Annotated in this window: 20 protein-coding genes and 4 pseudogenes; 15 read left to right on the plus strand and 9 right to left on the minus strand. The window is 73.6% G+C overall.

The features are described 5' to 3' along the window. Positions 1-67 precede the first annotated feature (67 nt). The 3 genes and pseudogenes from MF408_RS16835 to MF408_RS16845 all read left to right on the plus strand — a co-directional run. Positions 68-166, plus strand: a pseudogene (locus tag MF408_RS16835) (MerR family DNA-binding transcriptional regulator); the annotation flags it as partial. A gap of 196 nt (positions 167-362) precedes the next feature. Continuing rightward, positions 363-812, plus strand: a complete 450-nt coding sequence (locus tag MF408_RS16840) for a hypothetical protein (protein WP_240252190.1) — start codon at positions 363-365, stop codon at positions 810-812. A gap of 6 nt (positions 813-818) precedes the next feature. Then, complete coding sequence (locus MF408_RS16845) at positions 819-1,865, plus strand: MaoC family dehydratase (RefSeq protein WP_240248656.1); 1,047 nt, start codon at positions 819-821, stop codon at positions 1,863-1,865. A 4-nt stretch (positions 1,866-1,869) separates the two neighbouring features. On the opposite strand, the gene MF408_RS16850 is transcribed toward MF408_RS16845, so the two are convergent. After that, positions 1,870-2,367, minus strand: coding sequence for a DUF6174 domain-containing protein (locus tag MF408_RS16850; protein ID WP_240248657.1), 498 nt, complete (start codon positions 2,365-2,367; stop codon positions 1,870-1,872). 103 nt (positions 2,368-2,470) lie between these two features. Here MF408_RS16850 and MF408_RS16855 point away from each other — a divergent pair, with 103 nt between their 5' ends. From MF408_RS16855 to MF408_RS16870, 5 genes and pseudogenes are all read left to right on the plus strand, one after another. Next, positions 2,471-3,052, plus strand: a complete 582-nt coding sequence (locus MF408_RS16855; protein ID WP_240248658.1) for a histidine phosphatase family protein — start codon at positions 2,471-2,473, stop codon at positions 3,050-3,052. 18 nt (positions 3,053-3,070) lie between these two features. Continuing rightward, positions 3,071-3,526, plus strand: a pseudogene (locus MF408_RS27000) (DUF6758 family protein); the annotation flags it as partial. A gap of 43 nt (positions 3,527-3,569) precedes the next feature. After that, the gene (locus MF408_RS16860) at positions 3,570-3,719 is read left to right on the plus strand and encodes a hypothetical protein (protein ID WP_240248659.1); all 150 of its coding nucleotides are present in this window, start codon (positions 3,570-3,572) and stop codon (positions 3,717-3,719) included. Positions 3,720-3,792: 73 nt separating this feature from the next. Then, on the plus strand, positions 3,793-4,674 hold the full coding sequence (locus tag MF408_RS16865; RefSeq protein ID WP_240248660.1) for a PHP domain-containing protein: 882 nt from the start codon (positions 3,793-3,795) through the stop codon (positions 4,672-4,674). Next, positions 4,671-5,285 (plus strand): MarC family protein, encoded by a 615-nt coding sequence (locus tag MF408_RS16870; RefSeq protein ID WP_240248661.1) that lies wholly within the window; start codon positions 4,671-4,673, stop codon positions 5,283-5,285. The genes MF408_RS16865 and MF408_RS16870 overlap by 4 nt, the downstream gene beginning before the upstream one ends. A gap of 101 nt (positions 5,286-5,386) precedes the next feature. On the opposite strand, the gene MF408_RS16875 is transcribed toward MF408_RS16870, so the two are convergent. Further along, entirely contained in the window at positions 5,387-6,148 is a 762-nt protein-coding gene (locus MF408_RS16875; protein ID WP_240248662.1) for an SDR family oxidoreductase, read from the minus strand. Positions 6,149-6,211: 63 nt separating this feature from the next. Between MF408_RS16875 and MF408_RS16880 the strand changes: the two genes are divergently transcribed. From MF408_RS16880 to MF408_RS16890, 3 genes are all read left to right on the plus strand, one after another. Beyond that, positions 6,212-7,807: an AAA family ATPase gene (locus MF408_RS16880; protein ID WP_240248663.1), complete on the plus strand. Its 1,596-nt coding sequence runs from the start codon at positions 6,212-6,214 to the stop codon at positions 7,805-7,807. Positions 7,808-7,892: 85 nt separating this feature from the next. Then, a complete protein-coding gene (locus MF408_RS16885) occupies positions 7,893-9,182 on the plus strand; it encodes an MFS transporter (RefSeq protein ID WP_240248664.1) in 1,290 nt (429 codons plus the stop codon). Beyond that, positions 9,182-10,102, plus strand: coding sequence for a phosphotransferase (locus MF408_RS16890; RefSeq protein WP_240248665.1), 921 nt, complete (start codon positions 9,182-9,184; stop codon positions 10,100-10,102). The genes MF408_RS16885 and MF408_RS16890 overlap by 1 nt, the downstream gene beginning before the upstream one ends. A 22-nt stretch (positions 10,103-10,124) precedes the next feature. Here MF408_RS16890 and MF408_RS16895 read toward each other — a convergent pair whose 3' ends face one another. Further along, positions 10,125-11,669, minus strand: a complete 1,545-nt coding sequence (locus tag MF408_RS16895; protein ID WP_240248666.1) for a DEAD/DEAH box helicase — start codon at positions 11,667-11,669, stop codon at positions 10,125-10,127. A 194-nt stretch (positions 11,670-11,863) separates the two neighbouring features. Between MF408_RS16895 and MF408_RS27005 the strand changes: the two are divergent. From MF408_RS27005 to MF408_RS27015, 3 genes and pseudogenes are all read left to right on the plus strand, one after another. Then, positions 11,864-11,968, plus strand: a pseudogene (locus tag MF408_RS27005) (hypothetical protein); the annotation flags it as partial. A gap of 79 nt (positions 11,969-12,047) precedes the next feature. Next, a pseudogene (locus MF408_RS27010) lies at positions 12,048-12,281 on the plus strand (ferritin-like fold-containing protein); the annotation flags it as partial. Positions 12,282-12,399: 118 nt separating this feature from the next. Next, positions 12,400-12,576, plus strand: coding sequence for a ferritin-like fold-containing protein (locus MF408_RS27015; RefSeq protein ID WP_345893955.1), 177 nt, complete (start codon positions 12,400-12,402; stop codon positions 12,574-12,576). Here MF408_RS27015 and MF408_RS16905 read toward each other — a convergent pair. Continuing rightward, a complete protein-coding gene (locus MF408_RS16905; RefSeq protein WP_240248667.1) occupies positions 12,565-13,479 on the minus strand; it encodes a sterol desaturase family protein in 915 nt (304 codons plus the stop codon). The genes MF408_RS27015 and MF408_RS16905 overlap by 12 nt on opposite strands. Positions 13,480-13,555: 76 nt before the next feature. Between MF408_RS16905 and MF408_RS16910 the strand changes: the two genes are divergently transcribed. Next, on the plus strand, positions 13,556-14,200 hold the full coding sequence (locus MF408_RS16910) for a TetR/AcrR family transcriptional regulator (protein ID WP_240248668.1): 645 nt from the start codon (positions 13,556-13,558) through the stop codon (positions 14,198-14,200). Here the strand turns inward: MF408_RS16910 and MF408_RS16915 are convergent. The 5 genes from MF408_RS16915 to MF408_RS16935 all read right to left on the minus strand — a co-directional run bounded on the left by MF408_RS16915 (position 14,197) and on the right by MF408_RS16935 (position 19,815). Continuing rightward, positions 14,197-14,889: a carboxylesterase family protein gene (locus MF408_RS16915; protein WP_240248669.1), complete on the minus strand. Its 693-nt coding sequence runs from the start codon at positions 14,887-14,889 to the stop codon at positions 14,197-14,199. The genes MF408_RS16910 and MF408_RS16915 overlap by 4 nt on opposite strands. A gap of 1,038 nt (positions 14,890-15,927) precedes the next feature. Then, positions 15,928-16,332: a hypothetical protein gene (locus tag MF408_RS16920; RefSeq protein WP_240248670.1), complete on the minus strand. Its 405-nt coding sequence runs from the start codon at positions 16,330-16,332 to the stop codon at positions 15,928-15,930. 16 nt (positions 16,333-16,348) lie between these two features. Further along, positions 16,349-17,866 carry a hypothetical protein gene (locus MF408_RS16925; RefSeq protein ID WP_240248671.1) on the minus strand — a complete coding sequence of 506 codons (1,518 nt, stop codon included), beginning with the start codon at positions 17,864-17,866 and terminating at the stop codon, positions 16,349-16,351. 171 nt (positions 17,867-18,037) lie between these two features. After that, positions 18,038-18,475: a helix-turn-helix domain-containing protein gene (locus tag MF408_RS16930; RefSeq protein ID WP_240248672.1), complete on the minus strand. Its 438-nt coding sequence runs from the start codon at positions 18,473-18,475 to the stop codon at positions 18,038-18,040. A 167-nt stretch (positions 18,476-18,642) separates the two neighbouring features. Further along, positions 18,643-19,815, minus strand: coding sequence for a GAF domain-containing protein (locus MF408_RS16935; protein WP_240248673.1), 1,173 nt, complete (start codon positions 19,813-19,815; stop codon positions 18,643-18,645). Positions 19,816-19,953: the final 138 nt, after the last annotated feature.

A 19,953-nucleotide genomic window follows, 5' to 3' on the forward strand; every position in this document is an offset into this window, starting at 1 on the left:
ACGGCATGCTGGACCCGTGCTGACGATCGGGGAGCTCGCGGCGTACGCCGGCGTCACGGTGCGAGCGGTGCGCCACTACCACGCCAAGGGCCTGCTGCCGGAGCCGGAGCGCGACGCCTCCGGCTACCGGCGGTACGACGCGTGGGCGGTGGTCGAGCTGGTGCGGATCCGCACGCTGGCGGACGCCGGCGTGCCGCTGGCCCGGGTGCGGGAGCTGCTCGCGGCAGGCCCCGAGGAGTTCGCCGCGGCCGTCCGCGAGATCGACCAGCGCCTGCGCGAGGAGATCCGCGAGCGGCGCCGGCACCGCGAACGGATCGCCCGGCTCGCCGCGGGGGACAGCCTGGCGCTGCCCCCCGGAGGCGGTGGCCTACCTGGAACGGCTCCGGGAGCTCGGGGTCCCCGACCGGATGGTGGAGGCCGAGCGCGACGCCTGGATCCTGGTCGCCGCCCGGATGCCCGACCGGATGCCGCTCTACATGGAGGCCAAGCAGGCCGGGGTCGACGACCCCGCCCAGGTGAGGCTCTACCGGGACCTGGCCGACGTCATCGAGTGGGACGAGGACGACCCGCGGCTGCCCGCCGTCGCCGACCGGCTGGTCGCCACGTTCGAGGCGATCGACCCCGACGAGTGGGACGCCGGCGAGCTGACGATGGACGACGACTTCGTCGACCTCCTCGACTCGATGTTCCTCCAGGCGGTGCCCGCCGCGCCCCGGCTGCTGCGGCTGCTGGAGGAGCGCGGCTGGACGGGCTGGACCCAGATGCGCCCCGTGGACCCGTCGCCGCGGACGGGGGCGGTCACGGCAGAATGACCGCCCGTGAGCAAGACCAACGCGGGCAGCTTCTTCGAGGACTTCACCGTCGGGCAGGTGATCGAGCACGCCACGCCGCGCACGGTCACCGAGGGTGACCGCGCGCTCTACGGCGCGCTCTACCCGACCCGGTTCGCCGTCCCGAGCTCCCGCGAGTTCGCGGCGTCGGTGGGGCTCTGCGCGCCGGAGGGGCCGCACCCGGTCGAGGACCTGGTCGGGTTCCACATCGCGTTCGGCAAGACGGTCCCCGACGTCTCGCTCAACGCGGTCGCCAACCTGGGCTACGCCGAGTGCCGGTTCCACCGCCCCGTCGTCCCCGGCGACACCCTCCGCACCACCTCGGAGGTGATCGGCCTCAAGCAGAACTCCAACGGCCGCACCGGCGTCGTCTACGTGCGCTCGACCGCCACCAACCAGCGCGGCGAGGTCGCGATCGACTGGTGCCGCTGGGTGATGGTCCACAAGCGGGACGCCGGCGCCCCCGCTCCGGAGCCGGTGATCCCCGAGCTGGCGACGGCGGTCGCCGCCGACGACCTGGTGCTGCCCGAGGGCCTCGACTTCACGTCGTACGACTTCGGCGCGGCGGGCGAGCCGCACCGGCTCGACGACTACGAGGTGGGCGAGCGGATCGACCACGTCGACGGCGTCACGCTCACCGACGCGGAGCACATGATGGCGACCCGGCTGTGGCAGAACACCGCCAAGGTGCACTTCAGCACCGACGCGCGTCCCGACGGCAACCGGCTGGTCTACGGCGGGCACGTGATCTCGATGGCGCGGGCGCTGTCGTTCAACGGGCTCGCCAACGCCCAGCTGGTGGCCGCGATCAACGGCGGCTCCCACGTCGCGCCCGCGTTCGCGGGCGACACCGTCTACGCGTGGTCGGAGGTGCTCGACAAGGCCGGCACGCCGGCGCCCGGGGTGGGGGCGCTGCGGCTGCGGCTGGTCGCCACCAAGGGCAGGGACACCTCGATGACGCTCCGCGGCGAGGACGGCAAGTACGCCGACGGGGTGCTGCTCGACCTCGACTACTGGGCGCTCGTCCCCGCGTGACCGGTCAGCCGTCGACCCGCACGTCGCGGACGATGAAGGTGATCTCGTCGTCGGTGGCGTTGGCCATCTGGTCGACCTCGACCCGCGACGGGTAGTCCTGCCCCTCGGGCCACACCACCTCCACCGAGTCGGCCTCGGTGTCGTTGGCCCGAGCGATCACGTCGTTGATCGTCGCGCGGAGGTAGTCCGGGGCCGGGGTGCCCTTCTTCACGCCGTGCCGGTTGCGGGTGACCACCGCCTCGACGACCTCGCCGTCGCGCACCGTCACCTGCACCGGGCCGGTGACCGGGCAGAAGCACACCTGCTCCAGCAGGTAGGTGTAGTCCTGCGCCGCGAACTCGGGGTAGGTGCCGGTGGTCGGGTCGTCGGTGGGGCCGGTGGTGGTGGTGCCGCCGTCGGCGGTGGCGGGGTCGTCGGCGGTGGCTCCGCCGTCGTCGCCGCCGCAGCCGGCCAGGAGGCCGAGGGCGAGGAGGGTCGCGCCGGTGCCGATGAGGGTCTTCATGGTCCTTCTGACGGTAGCGGGGCGCTCCGGGTTCCCGCCGGTGGCGCGCGCGACGGCAGCACACCGGAGCACTGGAACACCGGAACGCTGGGAGACTGGGGCGATGGCGCACGCGCACGAGCCCACCGACCGCCCCGAGCTGTGGCTGGTGCGGCATGGTCCCACCGAGTGGAGCCGGGCGGGCCGGCACACGTCGGTGACCGACCTGCCCCTGCTGCCCGACGGCGAGGACGACGCGACCTCGCTCGCCCCGCGGCTCGCGGACGCCGGCTTCGACCTGGTGCTGACCAGCCCGCGCGAGCGCGCCCGGCGCACGGCGGCCCTGGCGGGCTTCCCGGACGCCGAGGTCGACGACGACCTCGTCGAGTGGGCCTACGGCGACTACGAGGGGCTGACGACGGCGCAGATCCGCGAGTCGGTGCCCGGCTGGACGGTGTGGAGCCATCCCTCGCCCGGCGGCGAGCCGGCCGCGGCGGTCGCGGAGCGCTGCGACCGGGTGGTGGCCCGGGCCCGCGCCGCCGGCCGCACCCTGGCCTTCGCCCACGGCCACTCCCTGCGCGTGGTGGCCGCGCGCTGGCTCGGGCTGGCGCCGCAGGACGGCCGGCTGTTCCGGCTCGACACCGCCACCGTCTCGGTGCTCGGCCACGAGCGCGAGACGCCGGTGGTGCTGCGCTGGAACGGGTGAGCCCTTACCGTGTGACCCATGTCGCTCCGGGTCGGATGCCCGCGATGCCCGGCGCCGGTGGGCGGGACCGGCGACGGTCGCTGGGCGTGCCCCGAGCACGGCGTCGTCGTGCCGCTCTGGCACCCGGCTGCGGCGACGTACGACGACTTCGCGGGGCACCTGGGCCGCGCCGGGGCGTTCCCGACCTACCTCCCGTGGCCGCTGGGCCCGGGCTGGAGCGTCACCGACTTCGCGGTCGTCGGCGACGAGGACGGCCGCAGCGTCGCGACCATGACCTGCGTCTCGGGCACGAGCGCGCTCGACGGCCCGGTCGACGTGATCGTGGTGAGCGAGGAGCCGGGCACCGGTCTCGGCGCCCGGATCGCCGGCCTCGCCCGCACGGGTCGCGACGACCCCGGCGACGAGGTCGGCGACGGCCCGCCCACGGTGCGGGTGCGGATCGGCAGCTATCCGGTCGGCCTGTGGCCGGTCTCGGTCAGCGCCGCGGAGGGCGAGTGGGACCGCTCGGTCGTGGCCGGTGAGGCGGAGGGGGCGCTGGCTGTGGCTGGTGCTCCGGCCCGCCTCCGCGGTGCTGTTGCTGCGGGACGAGTGGATCCTGCGCGACGTGTCGGCGTCCGGCCCGCAGCTGGTGGCGCTGCCGTTCGGCGGCCCCGCGCCGCCCTGGTAGCCGTCGGCGGGGTGACCGAACCCACCGCGTCGCGGCTTCGCCGCGGGCCGATCCGCGCTACTAGCCTTCGTCCGTGCGGATCGACCTCCACACCCACTCCCGGGTCAGCGACGGCACCCAGCCGCCCGCCGAGCTGGTGCGTGCCGCCGTCGCCGCGCGGCTGGACGTCGTGGCGATCACCGACCACGACACCACCGCCGGTTGGGACGAGGCGGCCGCGGCCGCCGTGGACGCCGGTGTCGGGCTGGTCCGCGGCATCGAGGTCAGCACCCGCTTCCGTGGCCGCGGCGTCCACCTGCTCGCGTACCTGCCCGACCCGGCCGACCCCGCGCTGGTCCGGGAGCTGGGCCGGATCCTCGAGGGTCGCGACCAGCGGGTCCCGGCGATGCTGGAGCGGCTGCGCGACCTCGGCATCGCCGACGCCACCGAGGAGGCGCTCGCCGAGGTCACCGCCGACGCCGCCGCGACCGGCCGCCCGCACGTCGCCGACCTGCTGGTGCGGCTCGGCGTCGTGGCCGACCGGGGCCAGGCGTTCGCGGAGTACCTCGCCGACGGCCGCCCGGCGTACGTCGACCGCTACGCGACCGACCTCGTCGAGATGCTTCAGGTCGTGACCGAGGCCCGCGGGGTGCCGGTCGTGGCCCACCCCTGGGGCCGGGGGAGTGCCGAGGTCCTCGACGACGACGCGTTCGGCCGGCTCGCGGAGGCGGGGCTGTTCGGGATCGAGGTCGACCACCTCGACCACGGCCCGCGCGAGCGCGGCCGGCTGCGGGAGGTCGCCGGCCGGCTCGGGCTCGTCGTCACCGGCTCGAGCGACCACCACGGCACGGGCAAGACCAACCACGACCTGGGCTGCAACACCACGGCGCCGCGGCACCTGGAGCGGATCCTCGCCCGCGCTGCCGACCTCGGCTCCCCGACCGCCCTCGTCGGCGAGCGGAGGGGAGCGGCGTGAGCATCGTCGACGGCGTCCTCCTCGTCGAGGTGTTCGTGACGTTGTTCGTGATCATGGACCCGGTCGGCACCGTGCCGATCTTCCTGTCGTTGACCGCCGGCCGCAGTCCCGCCACGTCGCGTCGCTACGCCTGGCAGGCGGTCGCGGTGTCGTTCCTGGTGATCGTGCTGTTCGCGCTGTTCGGCCAGCAGATCCTGGCCTACCTCCACATCTCGCTGCCGGCACTCCAGTGCGCCGGCGGGCTGCTCCTCCTGCTCGTCGCGCTGGAGCTGCTGACGGGCAAGGAGGAGGAGATGACGGCCGGCCAGGACACCAACGTCGCCCTGGTGCCGCTCGGCACGCCGCTCCTCGCCGGCCCCGGCGCGATCGTCGCCACCATGCTGTTCGTCCAGGGCGTCGACGACGGCTCGGAGCTGGTCGCCGTGGCCCTCGGCATCGTCGGCGTCCACATCACCCTCTGGCTGGCGATGCGGTACTCGCTGCCGATCCTCAAGGTGATCCGCGAGGGTGGCGTCCTCCTCGTCACCCGGATCGCCGGCCTCCTGCTCTCGGCCATCGCCGTGCAGCTGGTCGCCGACGCGGTCCGCGCCTTCATCGCCGGCGAAGGTTGAGGAGGGGCTTCCTCACCCTCGAGTAGGCACTTCTCCCGCCCGAGCGACCGGAGAAGCACCCACTCGACGGTGAGAAAGTGCCTCTTCGACCTGTCGACGGGCTACTTGCGGCCGAGGGACTGGAAGCGCTGGAGCAGGGGAGTGGGGAGCACGCGCGAGGCGGTCACGATCACCTTGTAGCGCTTGCTGGGCACCGAGAGGGCGCGGCGGCGGTCGAAGTCGGCGAGGGCGTCGCGGACGAGGCGGTCGGCGTCGAGCCAGAGGAACCGGGGTGCCGTGGCGTCGCGGTCGACGCCGAGCCGCTGGTGGAACTCGGTGCGCACGAAGCCGGGGCAGAGGGCCATCACGGTCACGCCGCGCGCGGCGTACTCGTGGTGCGCCCACGCGCTGAACCCGTTGACCCACGCCTTCGCGGCGCTGTAGGTGCCGCGCGGCAGGAACGCCGCGACGCTCGAGACGTTGATGATCCCGCCGCGGCCGCGGTCGACCATCCCGCGCAGCGCCGCGTGGGAGAGCCGGAGCACCGCCCGCACCAGCACGTCCTGCTGCGCCTGCTCGGTGTCCACGTCGTTGTCGAGGAACCGGCCCTTGAGGCCGAAGCCGGCGTTGTTGACGAGCAGGTCGACCGGGCGGTCGCCGTCGGCGAGCCGGTCCTCGACCCGCGCCAGCTGCGCGGGGTCCGTCAGGTCGGCGACGAGCACCTCGACGGCGACGCCGTACGCCGCCCCGAGGTCGGCCGCGACCCGCCGCAGCCGGTCCTCGTCCCGGGCGACCAGGACCAGGTCGTCGCCGCGGGCGGCGAGCTGGCGGGCGAACTCGTGGCCGATCCCGGCGGTGCCGCCGGTGACGAGACTGGTGGGCATGGGGAAAGTGAAACAGGCTGGTGCCCCACGGGCGCGCCCCGGTCCGGCATGATGTCCCCTGACATGAGCACCCGGCCCCCCTCGACCACCGTCCTCGCGGTCGCGAACCAGAAGGGCGGCGTCGCGAAGACCACGAGCGTCGCCTCCATCGGTGCCGCGCTCGCCGAGCTCGGGCAGCGGGTGCTCCTCGTCGACCTCGACCCGCAGGCGTGCCTGACCTTCTCCCTCGGCATCGACCCCGAGGACCTCGAGGTCTCGGTCCATCACGTGCTCACCAAGGGCGTGCCGGCGAGCGAGGTGATCATCGAGACCGAGGACGGTGTCGACCTGCTGCCCGCGACCATCGAGCTCGCGCGCGCCGAGGCCGACCTGCTGACCCGCACCGGCCGCGAGCACGTCGTCCGCGGCGTGCTCGAGGACCTCGGCGCCACCGGTACGGGCACGGACTACGACTGGGTGCTGCTCGACTGCCCGCCGTCGCTCGGCGTGCTGACGGTCGCGGCGCTCACCGCCGCCGACGGCGTACTGGTGCCGTTGCAGTGCGAGACGCTCTCGCACCGCGGCGTCGGCCAGCTGCTCGACACCGTGCACGACGTGCGCCGCTTCACCAACCGCGACCTGGCGGTCTGGGGCGTCCTGCCGACCCTCTACGACGGCCGCACCAACCACGCCCGGACGGTGCTCGACACGATCTCGGGAGACCTACGACCTCGAGGTCGTCGAGCCGCCGATCCCCAAGACGATCAAGTTCGCCGAGGCGCCGGCGGCCTGGCCGGTCGATCCTCGTCACGAGCCGCGCCAGCAAGGGCGCCGCGGCCTACCGCGAGGTCGCCGCCAACCTCCTCCGGCGGGCGGCGGGCTGAGGTGAAGCACGCACGTCAGCCCGGTCAGCACCGGGCTCAGGCCGGCAAGCGTCGCGCCGAGCGGCCGGGGCGGCGCCGGGCACCCGTCCGGCCCCGCTACCCCCGGCTCGCCGTCCTCGCGGTCTCGGCGACCGTCGCCGGGGTGGCCCTGGTCGGCAACCTCGACGTGCTGCCGGGCGACCGGGCGCTGGCCGGGGCGACGACCGCCGAGATCACCCCGGCGGTGTCCGGCGACCTGAAGCCGCCGCGGGCCAGGACGACCGGGCCGGCCGGGGACCGCGAGCAGCGGGAGCGGCCCGCGGGTGCGACCCGCGAGAAGACGGACGCCCGGTCCGACCGCGACGAGACCCCCGCGGTCGCGACGGCGGCTCGTGCCGGGCTCGCCGACGAGTCGCTGCCTCCCGGGTCCGGCAGCGGCCACCGCGTCGTCTTCAGCGAGGGCCGGCAGCGGGTCTGGCTCGTCGACGACGCCGACGCCGTCGTCCGCACCTACCCGGTCTCGGGCAGCGTCTACGACAACCTCGACCCCGGCACCTACGAGGTGTTCTCCACCTCCCGCCACGCCGTCGGCATCGACGACTCCGGGACGATGGAGTACTTCGTCCGGTTCACCTACGGCGACGCGGGCGCCGCCATCGGCTTCCACACCATCCCGGTCGACGACGGCCGGCCGGTGCAGACCGAGGCGCAGCTCGGCACGCCGCTGTCCCACGGCTGCATCCGGCAGCGCGAGGAGGACGCGATCGCGCTGTGGGACTTCGCCCCGCTCGGCACCACGGTCGTGGTCACGCCGTAGTCGGCGTGATCCGCGCCACCCGCGCGGAAAACGATTCGTCCGGGCGGCACAGGGGGATGAGATCGTTCCCCCTTGTGATCGACCGATGAGCTGGGCCGACCGCCTGCGCGGCCTCAGGATGGACCTGTCGCCGTGGCGTGCCTCGCGCGACTACCGGCTGCTGCTCGTCGCCGGCACCGTCTTCTACTTCGGCGCGATGGTCAGCTACGTCGCGGTGCCGTACCAGGTCTACACGCTCACCGGATCCAACTTCGCGGTCGGCGCGATCGGCCTGGTCGAGCTGGTGCCCCTCGTCGTCTTCGGGCTCTACGGCGGCGCGCTGGCCGACCACGTCGACCGGCGCCGGCTGCTGATCGGCACCGGGATCGCGCAGGCCGTGCTCACCACCGTGCTGGCCCTCAACGCCTTCCGCGACGAGCCCAGCGTCGTGCTGATCTTCGTCGTGGCCGCGCTGCTGACCTCGACCAGCGCTCTCCAGCGGCCCTCCCGGGAGGCGCTGCTCCCGCGGACGGTGGCGCACGACCAGATCCCCGCCGCCAACGCCCTCGCCAGCTTCGGCATCCAGATCGGCCTGCTCGCCGGACCGGCGCTCGGCGGCCTCCTCATCGCGGGCGTCGGCATCGGCTGGTGCTTCACGATCGACGTCGCCGGGCTGCTGGTCGCCTCGCTGCTCTACACGATGATGCGGCCCTACCCGCACCGCACCGAGACCACCCCGCCGAGCCTGCGGGCGATCGGGGAGGGCGTCCGCTACGCGTTCGGCCGCCGGGACCTCCTCGGCACCTACTTCGTCGACATCGCGGCGATGCTGATGGCGATGCCCACCGTGCTGTTCCCCGCCCTGGTGGAGGACGTCTTCGAGCGACCCGAGCTGCTCGGCCTGCTCTACACCGCCGGCACCGTCGGCTCGATCGTCGCGACCGTGCTGTCGGGCTGGACGGGCCGGGTGCACCACCACGGCCGGGCGATCGTGATCTCGGCCGCGGCCTACGGCGCCTGCGTGGCCGCCGCCGGCGCGATGCCGTCGATCTGGCTGGTCATGGTGTTCCTCGCGCTGGCCGGCGCCGCCGACCTGGTCTCGGGCGTGTTCCGGGCGACGGTGTGGAGCCAGACCATCCCCGAGTCGATGCGCGGCCGGCTGGCCGGCATCGAGATGCTCTCCTACTCGCTCGGCCCCTACGGCGGCCAGGTGCGCGCCGGCGTCACCGCCGACCTCTGGTCGGTCCGCGGGGCGATCAGCACCGGCGGCCTCGCGTGCGTCGCGGCGGTCGGCGTCACCGCCCTGTGGCTGCGTGACTTCTGGACCTACGACGCCCGCACGGACGAGCACGCCGTCGCCGAGCGCGAGGCCCGGGCCCTGGCGGGGCAGCCGTGATGGACGCCGGACGCTGGACCGACCCCGCGTGGCGGGCCGAGGCCGACGCGTGGGTCGAGGAGCAGCTCGCCGTGCTCGGCCTGACCCGCACCGGTGCGATCGAGCAGCCCCACGTCGTGCGCTGGTCCACGGTGCTGAGGGTGCCCACGTCGGCCGGGCCGGTCTGGTTCAAGGCCAACGACGGGTCGATGCACCACGAGGCGGGCGTGGTCGCCCTGCTCGCGCAGCGCCGCCCCGACCGGGTGCCGCCGCTGCTGGCCGCCGACACCGAGCGGGGCTGGATGCTGATGGCCGACGCGGGCGAGCGGCTGCGCGAGGTGGCGCCCGCCGAGGGCTCCCTCGACCGTTGGTACGACGTGCTGGCGGCCGTCGCCGAGATCCAGATCGCCTGCGAGGACGCCGTGCCGGAGCTGCTCGCCCTCGGTGTGCCCGACCGGCGGCTGGCGGTGCTGCCGGAGGCCTACGAACGTCTCGTGCACGACGTCCCCGCGGAGCCGCGCTTCCGCGACGCGACGGCGTACGTCGCCGAGCTCTGCGACCGGCTGGCCGGCTTCGGCATCGCCGAGACCCTGCAGCACGACGACCTGCACGACGCCCAGGTGTTCGTGCGCGACGGCGTCAACCTGGTGATGGACTGGGGCGACGCGTGCGTCTCGCACCCGTTCTTCACGCTGTCGGTGACGCTCGAGGGCCTGATCGCGTGGGGGCTCGACGACGAGCCGGACTCGGTCGACACCGCGCCGTTCCGCGACGCCTACCTCGCGCCGTACGCCGTCCGCCACCCGGGCGTCGACCTGGTCGCGGCCGCGACGGTGGCCACCCGGCTCGGGTGGGCGTGCCGCGCCGTCAACGGGCACGTGCCCGGTGACGACGACACCACGCTGACCCGGCTGCGGATGTTCCTCGACGGCAAGCCGTAGCGGCCGCCGAGGACTCCCGGCGTCAGGCCTCGGTCGGGGCGGGGACCTCGGTCGGCGCGCTGCTACCTGCCTGGCCGGCCTGGCCGGCCTGGCCGGCCTGGCCGCCGCCGGACCGGCGGCGGCGCCGCCGGCGGGGACGGTCGCCCGACGGGCCCGACGGCCCGGCGTCGCCGGTGCCGGTCTGGCCGGCCTGACCGCTCTGACCGGTCGCGCCGCCCTGGCCGGCGGGAGCGGTGCCCTCCGCGGTGGTGTCGGCGCGGCCCTCGACGGGCCGCCCGCCACGGGTGCGGGTCCGGTTGCGGTTGCGGTTGCGGGGCCGGTCGCCGGACCGCTCGCGCCGCTCGCCGCGGTCCTCGCGGGGCTTGCGCTCGACCGGCGCCGGGTCGACGATCCGGCCCTTGGTGCCCGGCGGGATGCCCTGGTCGTGGAAGAGGTGCTCGGAGGTGGAGTAGGTCTCGACCGGCTCGTCGAAGGGCAGGTCGAGCGCCTTGTTGATCATCTTCCAGCGGTGGATGTCGGTGGCGTCGACCAGCGTGATCGCGATGCCCGACGCGCCGGCGCGGCCGGTGCGGCCGATCCGGTGGACGTAGGTCTTGTCGTCCTCGGGGCAGCTGTAGTTGACGACGTGCGAGACGCTCGCCACGTCGATGCCGCGCGCGGCCACGTCGGTGGCGACGAGGACCTTGATCTTGTCCTCGCGGAACTTGGTCAGCGCCTTCTCGCGCGCGACCTGCGCCATGTCGCCGTGGAGCGGGCTGGCCTTGAACCCGCGCTCGACCAGGTCGTCGGCCACCCGCTGCGCCTGCCGCTTGGTGCGGGTGAAGACGATCATCTTGTCGGCGTCCTCGGCCTGCAGGACCCGACCGATGATCTCGGGCTTGTCGAGGTCGTGGGCCTGGTAGATGAACTGCGCGGTCGCGGGCACCGTGGCGTTCTCGTACGACGACTCCGCGCGGATGTTCATCGGGTGCCGCAGGTGCCGGCGGGCCAGGTTGACGATCGCGGCCGGCATCGTGGCGGAGAACAGCATGGTCTGCCGCGTCTCCGGGGTGAGCCGCAGCAGCCGCTCGACGTCGGGCAGGAAGCCCAGGTCGAGCATCTCGTCGGCCTCGTCGAGCACCAGCGCGTGCACGTGGGACAGGTCGAGGGCCCGGCGGTTGGCGAGGTCGAGCAGCCGGCCGGGCGTGCCGACGACGATGTCGACGCCGGCCTCGAGCGCCTCGAGCTGGGGCTCGTAGCCCACGCCGCCGTAGATGGTCAGCACGCGCATCCCGCGGTCGCGGGAGGCCAGCTCGAGGTCGCCCGACACCTGCAGCGCGAGCTCGCGGGTCGGGGCGACGACGAGCGCCTGGGGCTTGCCCTGCGGCAGCTCGGCGTAGTCGGGGTCGGTCGGCGCGATGCTGCGCTGGATGACGGGGATGCCGAAGGCCAGCGTCTTGCCGGTGCCGGTGCGGGCCTGACCGATGAGGTCGGTGCCCATGAGCGCGACGGAGAGGGTCATCTCCTGGATCGCGAAGGGGTGGGTGATGCCGGCGCGCTCGAGGGAGTCGCAGATCTGCGGGAGCACGCCGAGGTCGCGGAAGGTCGGCTTGTCGTTCAGGGTCCTGTTCGCTTTCGTGAGTGAGTTCAGCCGGGGCCGAGTCAAGGGTCGGATGCGGCTGATTCACACTCAGCCGCGCACATACGTGGGCGGTCTGCGCCCGGCGGGGCGCCCGGTCGGGCTGCCACTCGCCGACCCCATGGTATCGGTACCCTGCCCGCATGGCTGAATCCGTCGAGACCGCGTCGACCGACGTCCCGGTCGCGTTCACCGACCCGGAGTACCGCGAGGCGGTCGTCGACCTGCTCGCGGTCATCGCGTACGGCGAGATCTCGGCCTTCGAGCGGCTGGCCGAGGACTCCAAGCTCGCCCCCCACGCTGGAGGACAAGGTCGCCCTGGCCCGGATGGCGGCCGCGGAGCTCGACCACGTGCAGCCGCTGCTCGACCGGATCCGCGCGTTCGACGTCGACCCGTTCGCGACGATGGCGCCGTTCCGGGAGGCGCTGGACGCGTTCCACGCCCACACCGCGCCCGCGGACTGGCACGAGAGCCTGGTCAAGGCGTTCGTCGGCGACGGCCTCGCCAACGACTTCTACCGCGAGATCGCCGCCTACCTCGACCCCGACACCCGTGACCTGGTGGTGTCGTCGGTCGCCGAGGGGCAGCACGCGGCGTTCGCCGTCGAGCGGATCCGCGAGGGGGATCGCCGCCGACCCGCGGCTCGGAGGGCGGCTCGCGCTCTGGGGGCGCCGGATCATGGGCGAGGCGCTGACCCAGGCGCAGCGGGTGGCTGCCGAGCGCGACGCGCTGACGGCCCTGCTCGCCGGCGGTGTCGACCGCCCGGGGCTCGACCTCGCCGCGCTCGGCCGGATGTTCACCCGGCTCACCGAGCGGCACACCGAGCGGATGACCGAGCTGGGGCTAGACGCCTGAGCGCTCCGGCCTCCACCCCGGGGGCCCGAAGACGTAGCCCAGCTTGTCGCGCAGCGTCGGCGCCCGGCGCACGTCGCGGACGATCGCGGCGTACTCGTGGGTCTGGATGGTCAGCAGGTTGGTGCTGCCGACCGGCGTCGTCAGCCCGTACGTCGGCCGGTGCAGCTCGGGCTGGAAGGAGCCGAACAGCCGGTCCCAGACGATGAGGATGCCGCCGTAGTTGCGGTCGAGGTACTCCGGGTCGCTGCCGTGGTGGACCCGGTGGTGGGACGGCGTGTTGAAGACCAGCTCGACGGGCCGCCACAGCCGGTCGACCCGCTCCGTGTGGACGAAGAACTGGTAGACCAGGCTGACCGAGAAGCCGAGGAAGACCAACGCCGGCGGCACCCCGAGCAGGGGGAGCGGCGCCCAGAACACCAGCTCGTGGGAGTTGTTCCACTTCTGCCGCAGGGCGGTGGCGAAGTTGAAGTACTCGCTGGAGTGGTGGGCCTGGTGGGTGGCCCACACCAGGCGCACCCGGTGGGCGACGCGGTGCGCCCAGTAGAAGGTGAAGTCGACCCCGACGATCGCCACCGCCCACGTCCACCACGCATCCGCGGGGAGCTGCCACGGTGCGACGTAGGCGAAGAGCACGGAGTAGCCGAGCAGGCCGAGGGCCTTCCACGCGGTCATCGTGAGCACCGACACCGCGCCGGCCCCGATGCTTGCGAGCGCGTCGCTGCGCTCGTAGCCGCCCCGCGCCGGGTGTGCGCGACCGCCGCCGGGCCGGCCGGCCGGCTCCTCGTCCTCGAGGAGGCGGGCGGCCAGCGCCTCGATGCCGATGAACAGCAGGAAGAACGGCGCCGCCAGCGCGACCGGGTCGTGCAGCGGCTCGGGGATGGCGTGCCAGAGATCGGCGAGCACGGGCGCTCCTCGGTGGCAGAGATATGACTGCGCGGTAAGTTACCAGGAAGTCATATCAACCGGCTAGGGTCGGCTCGTGACCTCGACCGCCGCGCGCCTCACCGGCACCAAGGGTGTGGCCCGGGCGGACCGCGAGCAGCAGATCGTCGCGGTCGCCGGGGAGGTGTTCGCCGAGCGGGGCTTCGCGCTGGCGTCGGTCGACGAGATCGCGCGCCGCGCCGGCATCTCGAAACCGCTGATCTACAACTACTTCGGCTCCAAGGAGGGGCTCCTCGCCGCGTGCCTGGCGTACGCCGGGACGCTGGTCGCCGACGAGATCGAGCGGACGGCGCGGCTCGGGGAGGTGGGGCTGGCGCGGGCCCTCGTCTCGCTCGACGGCCTGTTCCGGGCGCTCGAGCCCGCGCCGTGGACGTGGCGGCTGCTCAACGACCCCACCGTCCCCGGAGGACCCGAGCTCGACCCGGTGCTCGCCACCTACCGCTCGCGGATGGCCGCGCTGAGCGCCGACGGGGTCGGGGAGCTGATGCGCCTCGCCGGCGACGACGACCCGGCCGACACCGACGCGATGACCGCCGTGTGGACCAGCGTCCTCGACGCGCTCGTCACCTGGTGGCTCGACCACCCCGCCGAGACGCCCGAGCAGATGAGCCGGCGCTGCGTCCGCCTCTTCGCCGCCGTCCTCGGCCCGGTCGACGTCGACCTGCCCGGTCGGTCCGGCTAGGGGGAGCAGGCCACGCGGCGGTCCGACGAGGCGGCGGCCCCGTAGGTGCCCCCGAACCTGCCAGCGCACGTCCACGCCCGGTGCCGGCCGGCGTCGAAGACCATGCTCCGGGGCCACAGGTCCCACCGGTCGTCGAGGCCGCGGTGCCGCGGGTCTCCGGTGTGCACGAACGCCCGCACGCTGCGCATCATCAGGCGCGAGAGCTCGAGCCGGCCGGTCCGGTTGGCTCGGCTGAAGGCGTAGGAGAACACGTTGCGCCGGAAGTTGCCGAAGACGAACGGCAGGTCCAGCGCGTGCACCGCCCCGTAGACGCGGTCGAACGGCCGCGGTTGCTCGTTCCACCCGAACTCGTAGTAGTAGGCGTTCCGGTTGCCGGCGTCGACCAGCGTGTCCATCGACCGCTCGACGATGCCGTGGAAGACCGACGCGGTCAGCGCCTCGGAGGCCTCCTCCCACCCGCCGGGCGCGTCGAGCGGAAGGAACGGGTCGGCGACCAGGTCCCGCACCCGCAACCGCCCGGGCCGGTCGGGGTCGAACCGGTACTGCAGGGTGAACCGCTCGCGGTCGGAGGGCCGGTGGGCACCGATGGCGGAGCCGAACAGCTTCCCCTCCTCGAACGTGTTGCCGGCCAGCACCGGGATCCGGCGCGTGCGGGCCGAGCCCAGGGCGGCGTACGGATCCGACGGCACGACGGTCCCCGTCGGCGATCACGGCCGGCGTCGCGTCGAGGCCGTGCTCGAGCGTCAGCTCGACGAGCTCGTCGGCCGACAGCGAGCGGAGCAGGCGGACCGGGTCGGGAGCCGCGCCCGGCGCGTGCTCCTCGACCGCCGCGGCCGCCAGGGCGCCGGCGTACTCGCGAGCCGTCGCGGGCGGTGTGGACTGGAGCCCCCGCTCAGCGGGATCGCCTTGTGGAAGAGGCCGCGGGCCTGTGGCGACACCATCAGCGCCCACACGTCGACCGCGCCGGCCGACTCGCCCGCCAGCGTGACGTTGTGGGGGGTCACCGCCGAAACGTCGGGCGTTGTCGCGCACGAACCGCAGCGCCTCGACCTGGTCGAGGAGGCCGAAGTTCCCCGACTCCGCCAGCGGGTCGCCGTCGGTGCCGGGCAGGTCGAGCCAGCCGAGGACGCCGAGCCGGTAGTTCACCGTGACGACGACCGCGTCGGCTCGCCTGGCCAACGTGCGGCCGTCGTACATCGGGTCGCCGGAGTAGCCCACGACGTTGCTGCCGCCGTGGACGAACACGATCACCGGCAGGTTCGTGCGCCGGGTCGCCGGCCGGTAGACGTTGAGCGTGAGGCAGTCCTCCGCACCGACCGGCCGGCGGAGGCCGTCGCGCACGTCGAGGTCGTAGTGCGGCCCGTCGGGGGAGGGGCTGAAGAACCGTCCCGGCTGCGCACACCCGTCGCCGAGCTCCTGGGTGCGGCGGACGGCCCGCCAGGGACGGTGCGTCACCGGGGGCGCCACCGCAGCTCGTCGACCGGGGGGCTCGGCATAGGGCAGGCCCAACCACGCGTAGGTGCCCGTCGAGCGGCTCTCGTCGAGGCCGAGCACCGGGCCGAGCGTGGTCTGTCGCAGGACGGGCGACCGGCGCTCCGCGGCCGGCGGCCCGGCGGTCCCCACCGACGGTGACGCCGCGACCAGCGCGGTCGACGCGACCGCCACCGCGAGGAGCGCTGCCGCCGCCCGGCGGCGGAGCAGGCCGGGCCGTGCCCAGGTCGGCGCGGTCACGACCGCGCCTCCTCGTCGGCCGCGGCGAGGTCCGGTGCGAGCCACCGGTGGTGGACCAGTGCGTAGACCAGCGGCGCCCCGATCGTCCCCAACGGCCAGATCAGGTAGAGGAAGATCCCGCTGGAGACGTGCAGGCCGCCGAGCTCCCGAGAGCTGTCCATGAGCACGGCGCCCGCGACGAACAGAGCGGTGAGCACCGCCCAGAAGCCGACCACCGGCACCAGGACGGCCGACGACCACTCCTCCCGGGAGCTCATCGAGCCGAGGAGCATGAACAGCAGCACGAAGGCGGGGATCGAGTAGTACACGGCCTGCCAGACGTCGAAGGCCATGCCGACCGCGGCGAACAGGGTGGCCACCGTCACCGCGGCGACCAGGACGTCGGTTCTGTCGAGCTTCATCGGGTCTCCGATCGGGTCAGGAGTCGAGCGGGGCGGGCGTGGTGGCGCGGAGGGGGTCGCGCGGCTCCTCCTCGGGGGCCGCGTAGACGCGGTCGAAGTACCGGCGGGAGCCGTCGGAGGGGAAGGCGACCGAGAGCGCGACGAACAGGAGCAGGCCGAGCGCGATCACCAGACCGCCCGCCTGCAGGTAGGTCGGCAGCGTGATGACCTCCTCCGAGGTCAGGACGGTCAGCGCCAGGTTGGCCACGATGCCGAAGGCGATGGTGACGGTCGTGGCGAGACCGGTCGCGCGCTTCCAGTAGATGCCGAGGACGATCGGCGCGAACATCGCCGCCGCGAACGCCGCCCAGCCGATCGCGCCGAGCAGGAACACCACCTGGGTCAGGTAGAGGGCGAACAGCAGCGAGCACAGGACGACGAAGGCGCTGGCGAGCCGGCCCCAGAGCAGGTCGCGGTGCAGTGTCCGGCCCAACGAGGACACCAGGTCGCGGGTGAGCGAGGAGGCGCCGATGGTGATGAACGAGCTGGCGCTGGACATGATCGCCGCCAGCAGCCCGGCCATCACGAAGCCCGCGAACACCGGCGCGGTCATGTTGTCCAGGAACCAGGTCGTGGTGTTGTCGATGTTGCTGAGCTCCGGTGCGCGGCCCTCGGCTGTCAACGCCCGCATCGCGAGGCCGATCGAGAGCGCGAACAACGTCGTCACCGCGTACGCGACCGATGCCACGAGGGCGCCCCACCGCAGCTCGGACGCCGACCGGAGCATCAGGAACTTGGTCACCAGCTGCGGCTGGGCGGCCGTGCCCAGCACGGCGAGGAACACGAACCCCAGCACCCAGGTGACCGGCTGGGTCGCGTCGAGGTGCAGCCAGCCGGCGTCGTACTGCTCGATCTTCCGCAGCATGGAGGACCAGCCGCCGACCGAGCTCGTCGCGACGAAGAAGGTCGCGATCGACATGGCGATCATGAGCAGGCCCTGCACCAGGTCGGTCCAGACGGCGGCCAGCATGCCGCCGGCGATCGTGTAGGCGGCGACCACGACCGAGCCGATCACGGCGCCGACGGTCACGGAGGTGTCGAAGATGATCCCAACGATCACGCCCATCGCGGTGACCTGGGCGGTCATGTAGGCGACGGAGCCGACGAACATCGCGACCGACATCGCGACGTGCGCCGAGCGGTTCGGGTAGCGGACACGGATCACGTCGGGGATCGAGTAGACGTCGTGCTGCCGGGCGATGCGGTAGAGCCGTGCGCCGAGCAGGAACCACGACAGGGCGAAGCTCAGCGGCACCAGGAGCGCCGCCGCCACGATCGCCTGGATGCCCCAGGCGTAGGTGTTGGCGGTGTGGCCGATCATGCCGAAACCGCTCTGGATGGAGGAGAACGTGGCGATGGCCATGACGAAGAACCCGAGGGTCTGGCCGGCGACCAGGAACTCCTTGGCGGACTTGGTCCTCGTGTTCGCCCAGTAGCCGATGGCGAACATGAGGAGGAAGTAGAAGATGACGATCCCCAGCACGACGACGCTCACGAGGTCTCCTCCTTGAGGGCGGTCCACCGGCGTCCGGCGGCCCGGCCGCCCGGTGTGGTCGCCGTCACTCTAGGAAGCCTCGTCCGGCGGTCATGAGGTCTGAATCGCCCACACTTGCCCGGTCTGCGGTGGGAAGAACGCACACCGAACCCCGGCGGGGGGTCGCGGGGCTCAGGTGCGCAGGGCGCGCCGGAGGGTCTCCAGCCGGACCGCGAGCCGCAGCTGCAGGTCGTCGCCGCCACGCCAGTCGCGGCCGAGGACGGTGGTGACCCGGTCGAGCCGCTTGAGGAGCGTGTTGAGGTGCACGTGGAGGACGCCGGCGGTGCGGCGGAGGTTGCCGTCGTTGGCGTAGTAGGCCTCGAGGGTGGCCACCAGGTCGGTCGACCGCCGCGCGTCGTAGGCCAGGAGCGGCCCGATCGTCTCCTCGAGGAACCGGTCGAGCTCGGCCCTCCGCTCGACGTCGAAGACGGTGGCGTAGAGGGCGAACCGGTCCGTCGTCGCGGCCACGTCGGTCGACCCGAGGTGCCGAGCAACCGCCAGGCACCGCGTCGTCCGTGAGAACGCCCGCGCCCAGTCGTGGCCCCTGACCCGCTCGGCGACCACGGCCACCTCGCCGAGGTCGTCGGGGGTCGCCGAGGTTGCCGCGAAGGCGGGCCCGGACGTCGCGGGCGAGCTGCTCGGGGTCCTCGGCGGGCGCCAACAGGGTCGCCCGGCCGAGGTGCTCCCCGGCGAGGCCGGCCCGCTCGCGGGCGACCGCGTGCAGGTGCCGGACGACCTCACCGGCGGTGGTGGCCGCTTCCGCCACGAGGAGGACGTCGAGCGCGTCGGGGTCGATCCCGCGCGAGTGGGCGCGGGACCGCTGGGTAGCGGTGAGGTCGGGGCTGGTCACGATCAGCTCGGTGAGCAGCTCGCCGCTGAGGCGGTCGGCGGCGTCGGCCGCCGCGTTCTCCTTGAGGATGAGCAGCCCGACGACGTGGGCCGCCAGCTCGAGGCTCCGCACGTCCACGGTGCCGGGCTCGCCGTCCTGGCTCCACACCAGCGTCCCGAGCACGCTGTCGCCGGCGCGGATGGTCACCGCGCTGTGGCAGCGGCCGTCCTCCCCCGCCGGCGGTCGCGGCGCGGCCGGTGGTCCGGGCCCGGTCGATCACCTCGTGGAGCGCCGCTGGGTCCGCCTCGCGGACGTCGCGCGGATCGCCGTCGCTGCGGGCGAGGGGCTCGCCCCTGCGGTCGAGGATCGTGACGGCCCCACCCATCCGGTCGGCCAGCTCGGCGGCCACCACCCCGGGGCCGCCTCCGGCGAGCACGACCTCGGTCAGGGCCTCGTGCACCGACTGGGCCCGCTCCATCACGGCCACCTGCTGCTCGATGGTGCGGTAGGCCGACGTCAGCTCGCTGAGCGCTCCTCGGCTCTCCTCGTAGAGGCGGGCGTTGTCGAGGGCGATGGCGGCGTGGTCGGCGAACGCGCTCAGGAGGGCGATCTCGTCGGTCCGGAACCGGCGTCGGCTGCGGTGGGCGGCGAAGAGCGCGCCCAGCACGCGGTCGCGCGCGACGAGCGGCACCCCCAGCAGGGCCACGAGGCCCTCGTTGCCGACGAGCGCGTCGAAGCCGGGATGGTGACGGAGGTCGACCGCCTGCGCGTAGTCGTCCACCCAGTGGGCGGCACGCGAGGCGATGACCTTCCCGCCGAGCCCGGTGCCCGGCGGGATGTGGGCCGAGCGGAACGCCGCCGAGATCGTGCCCTCGCTCGCGGTGATGCGCAGGACGCCGTCGTCGTCGAGCAGCGAGAGGTAGGTGAAGTCGGTGCCGATCAGCTCGTGGGCGTGCCGGACGATGGAGTCGAGCACGTCCTCGACGTCGCCGAGCGCGGTGAGCGACCGGGCGACGGCGTAGAGCGAGGCGAGCTCCCGCTCCCTGCCGGGGCGCCCGTCGGGGTGTTCTCGATCGTCCATCGTCCTCGCCTCGGTGGGTGCGTCGGCCGGTCGGCCCCGGCATGGTCCTGCCGGCGTCATCGACGACGGTAGAACATCCGTCCACCGTGCGCCGTGCAGCTGTGGATGAAGAACACCTGCCACCGGCGACGCCCGGCT

The sequence above is a fragment of the Nocardioides sp. TF02-7 genome, assembly GCF_022437945.1.
Classification (GTDB): domain Bacteria; phylum Actinomycetota; class Actinomycetes; order Propionibacteriales; family Nocardioidaceae; genus Nocardioides.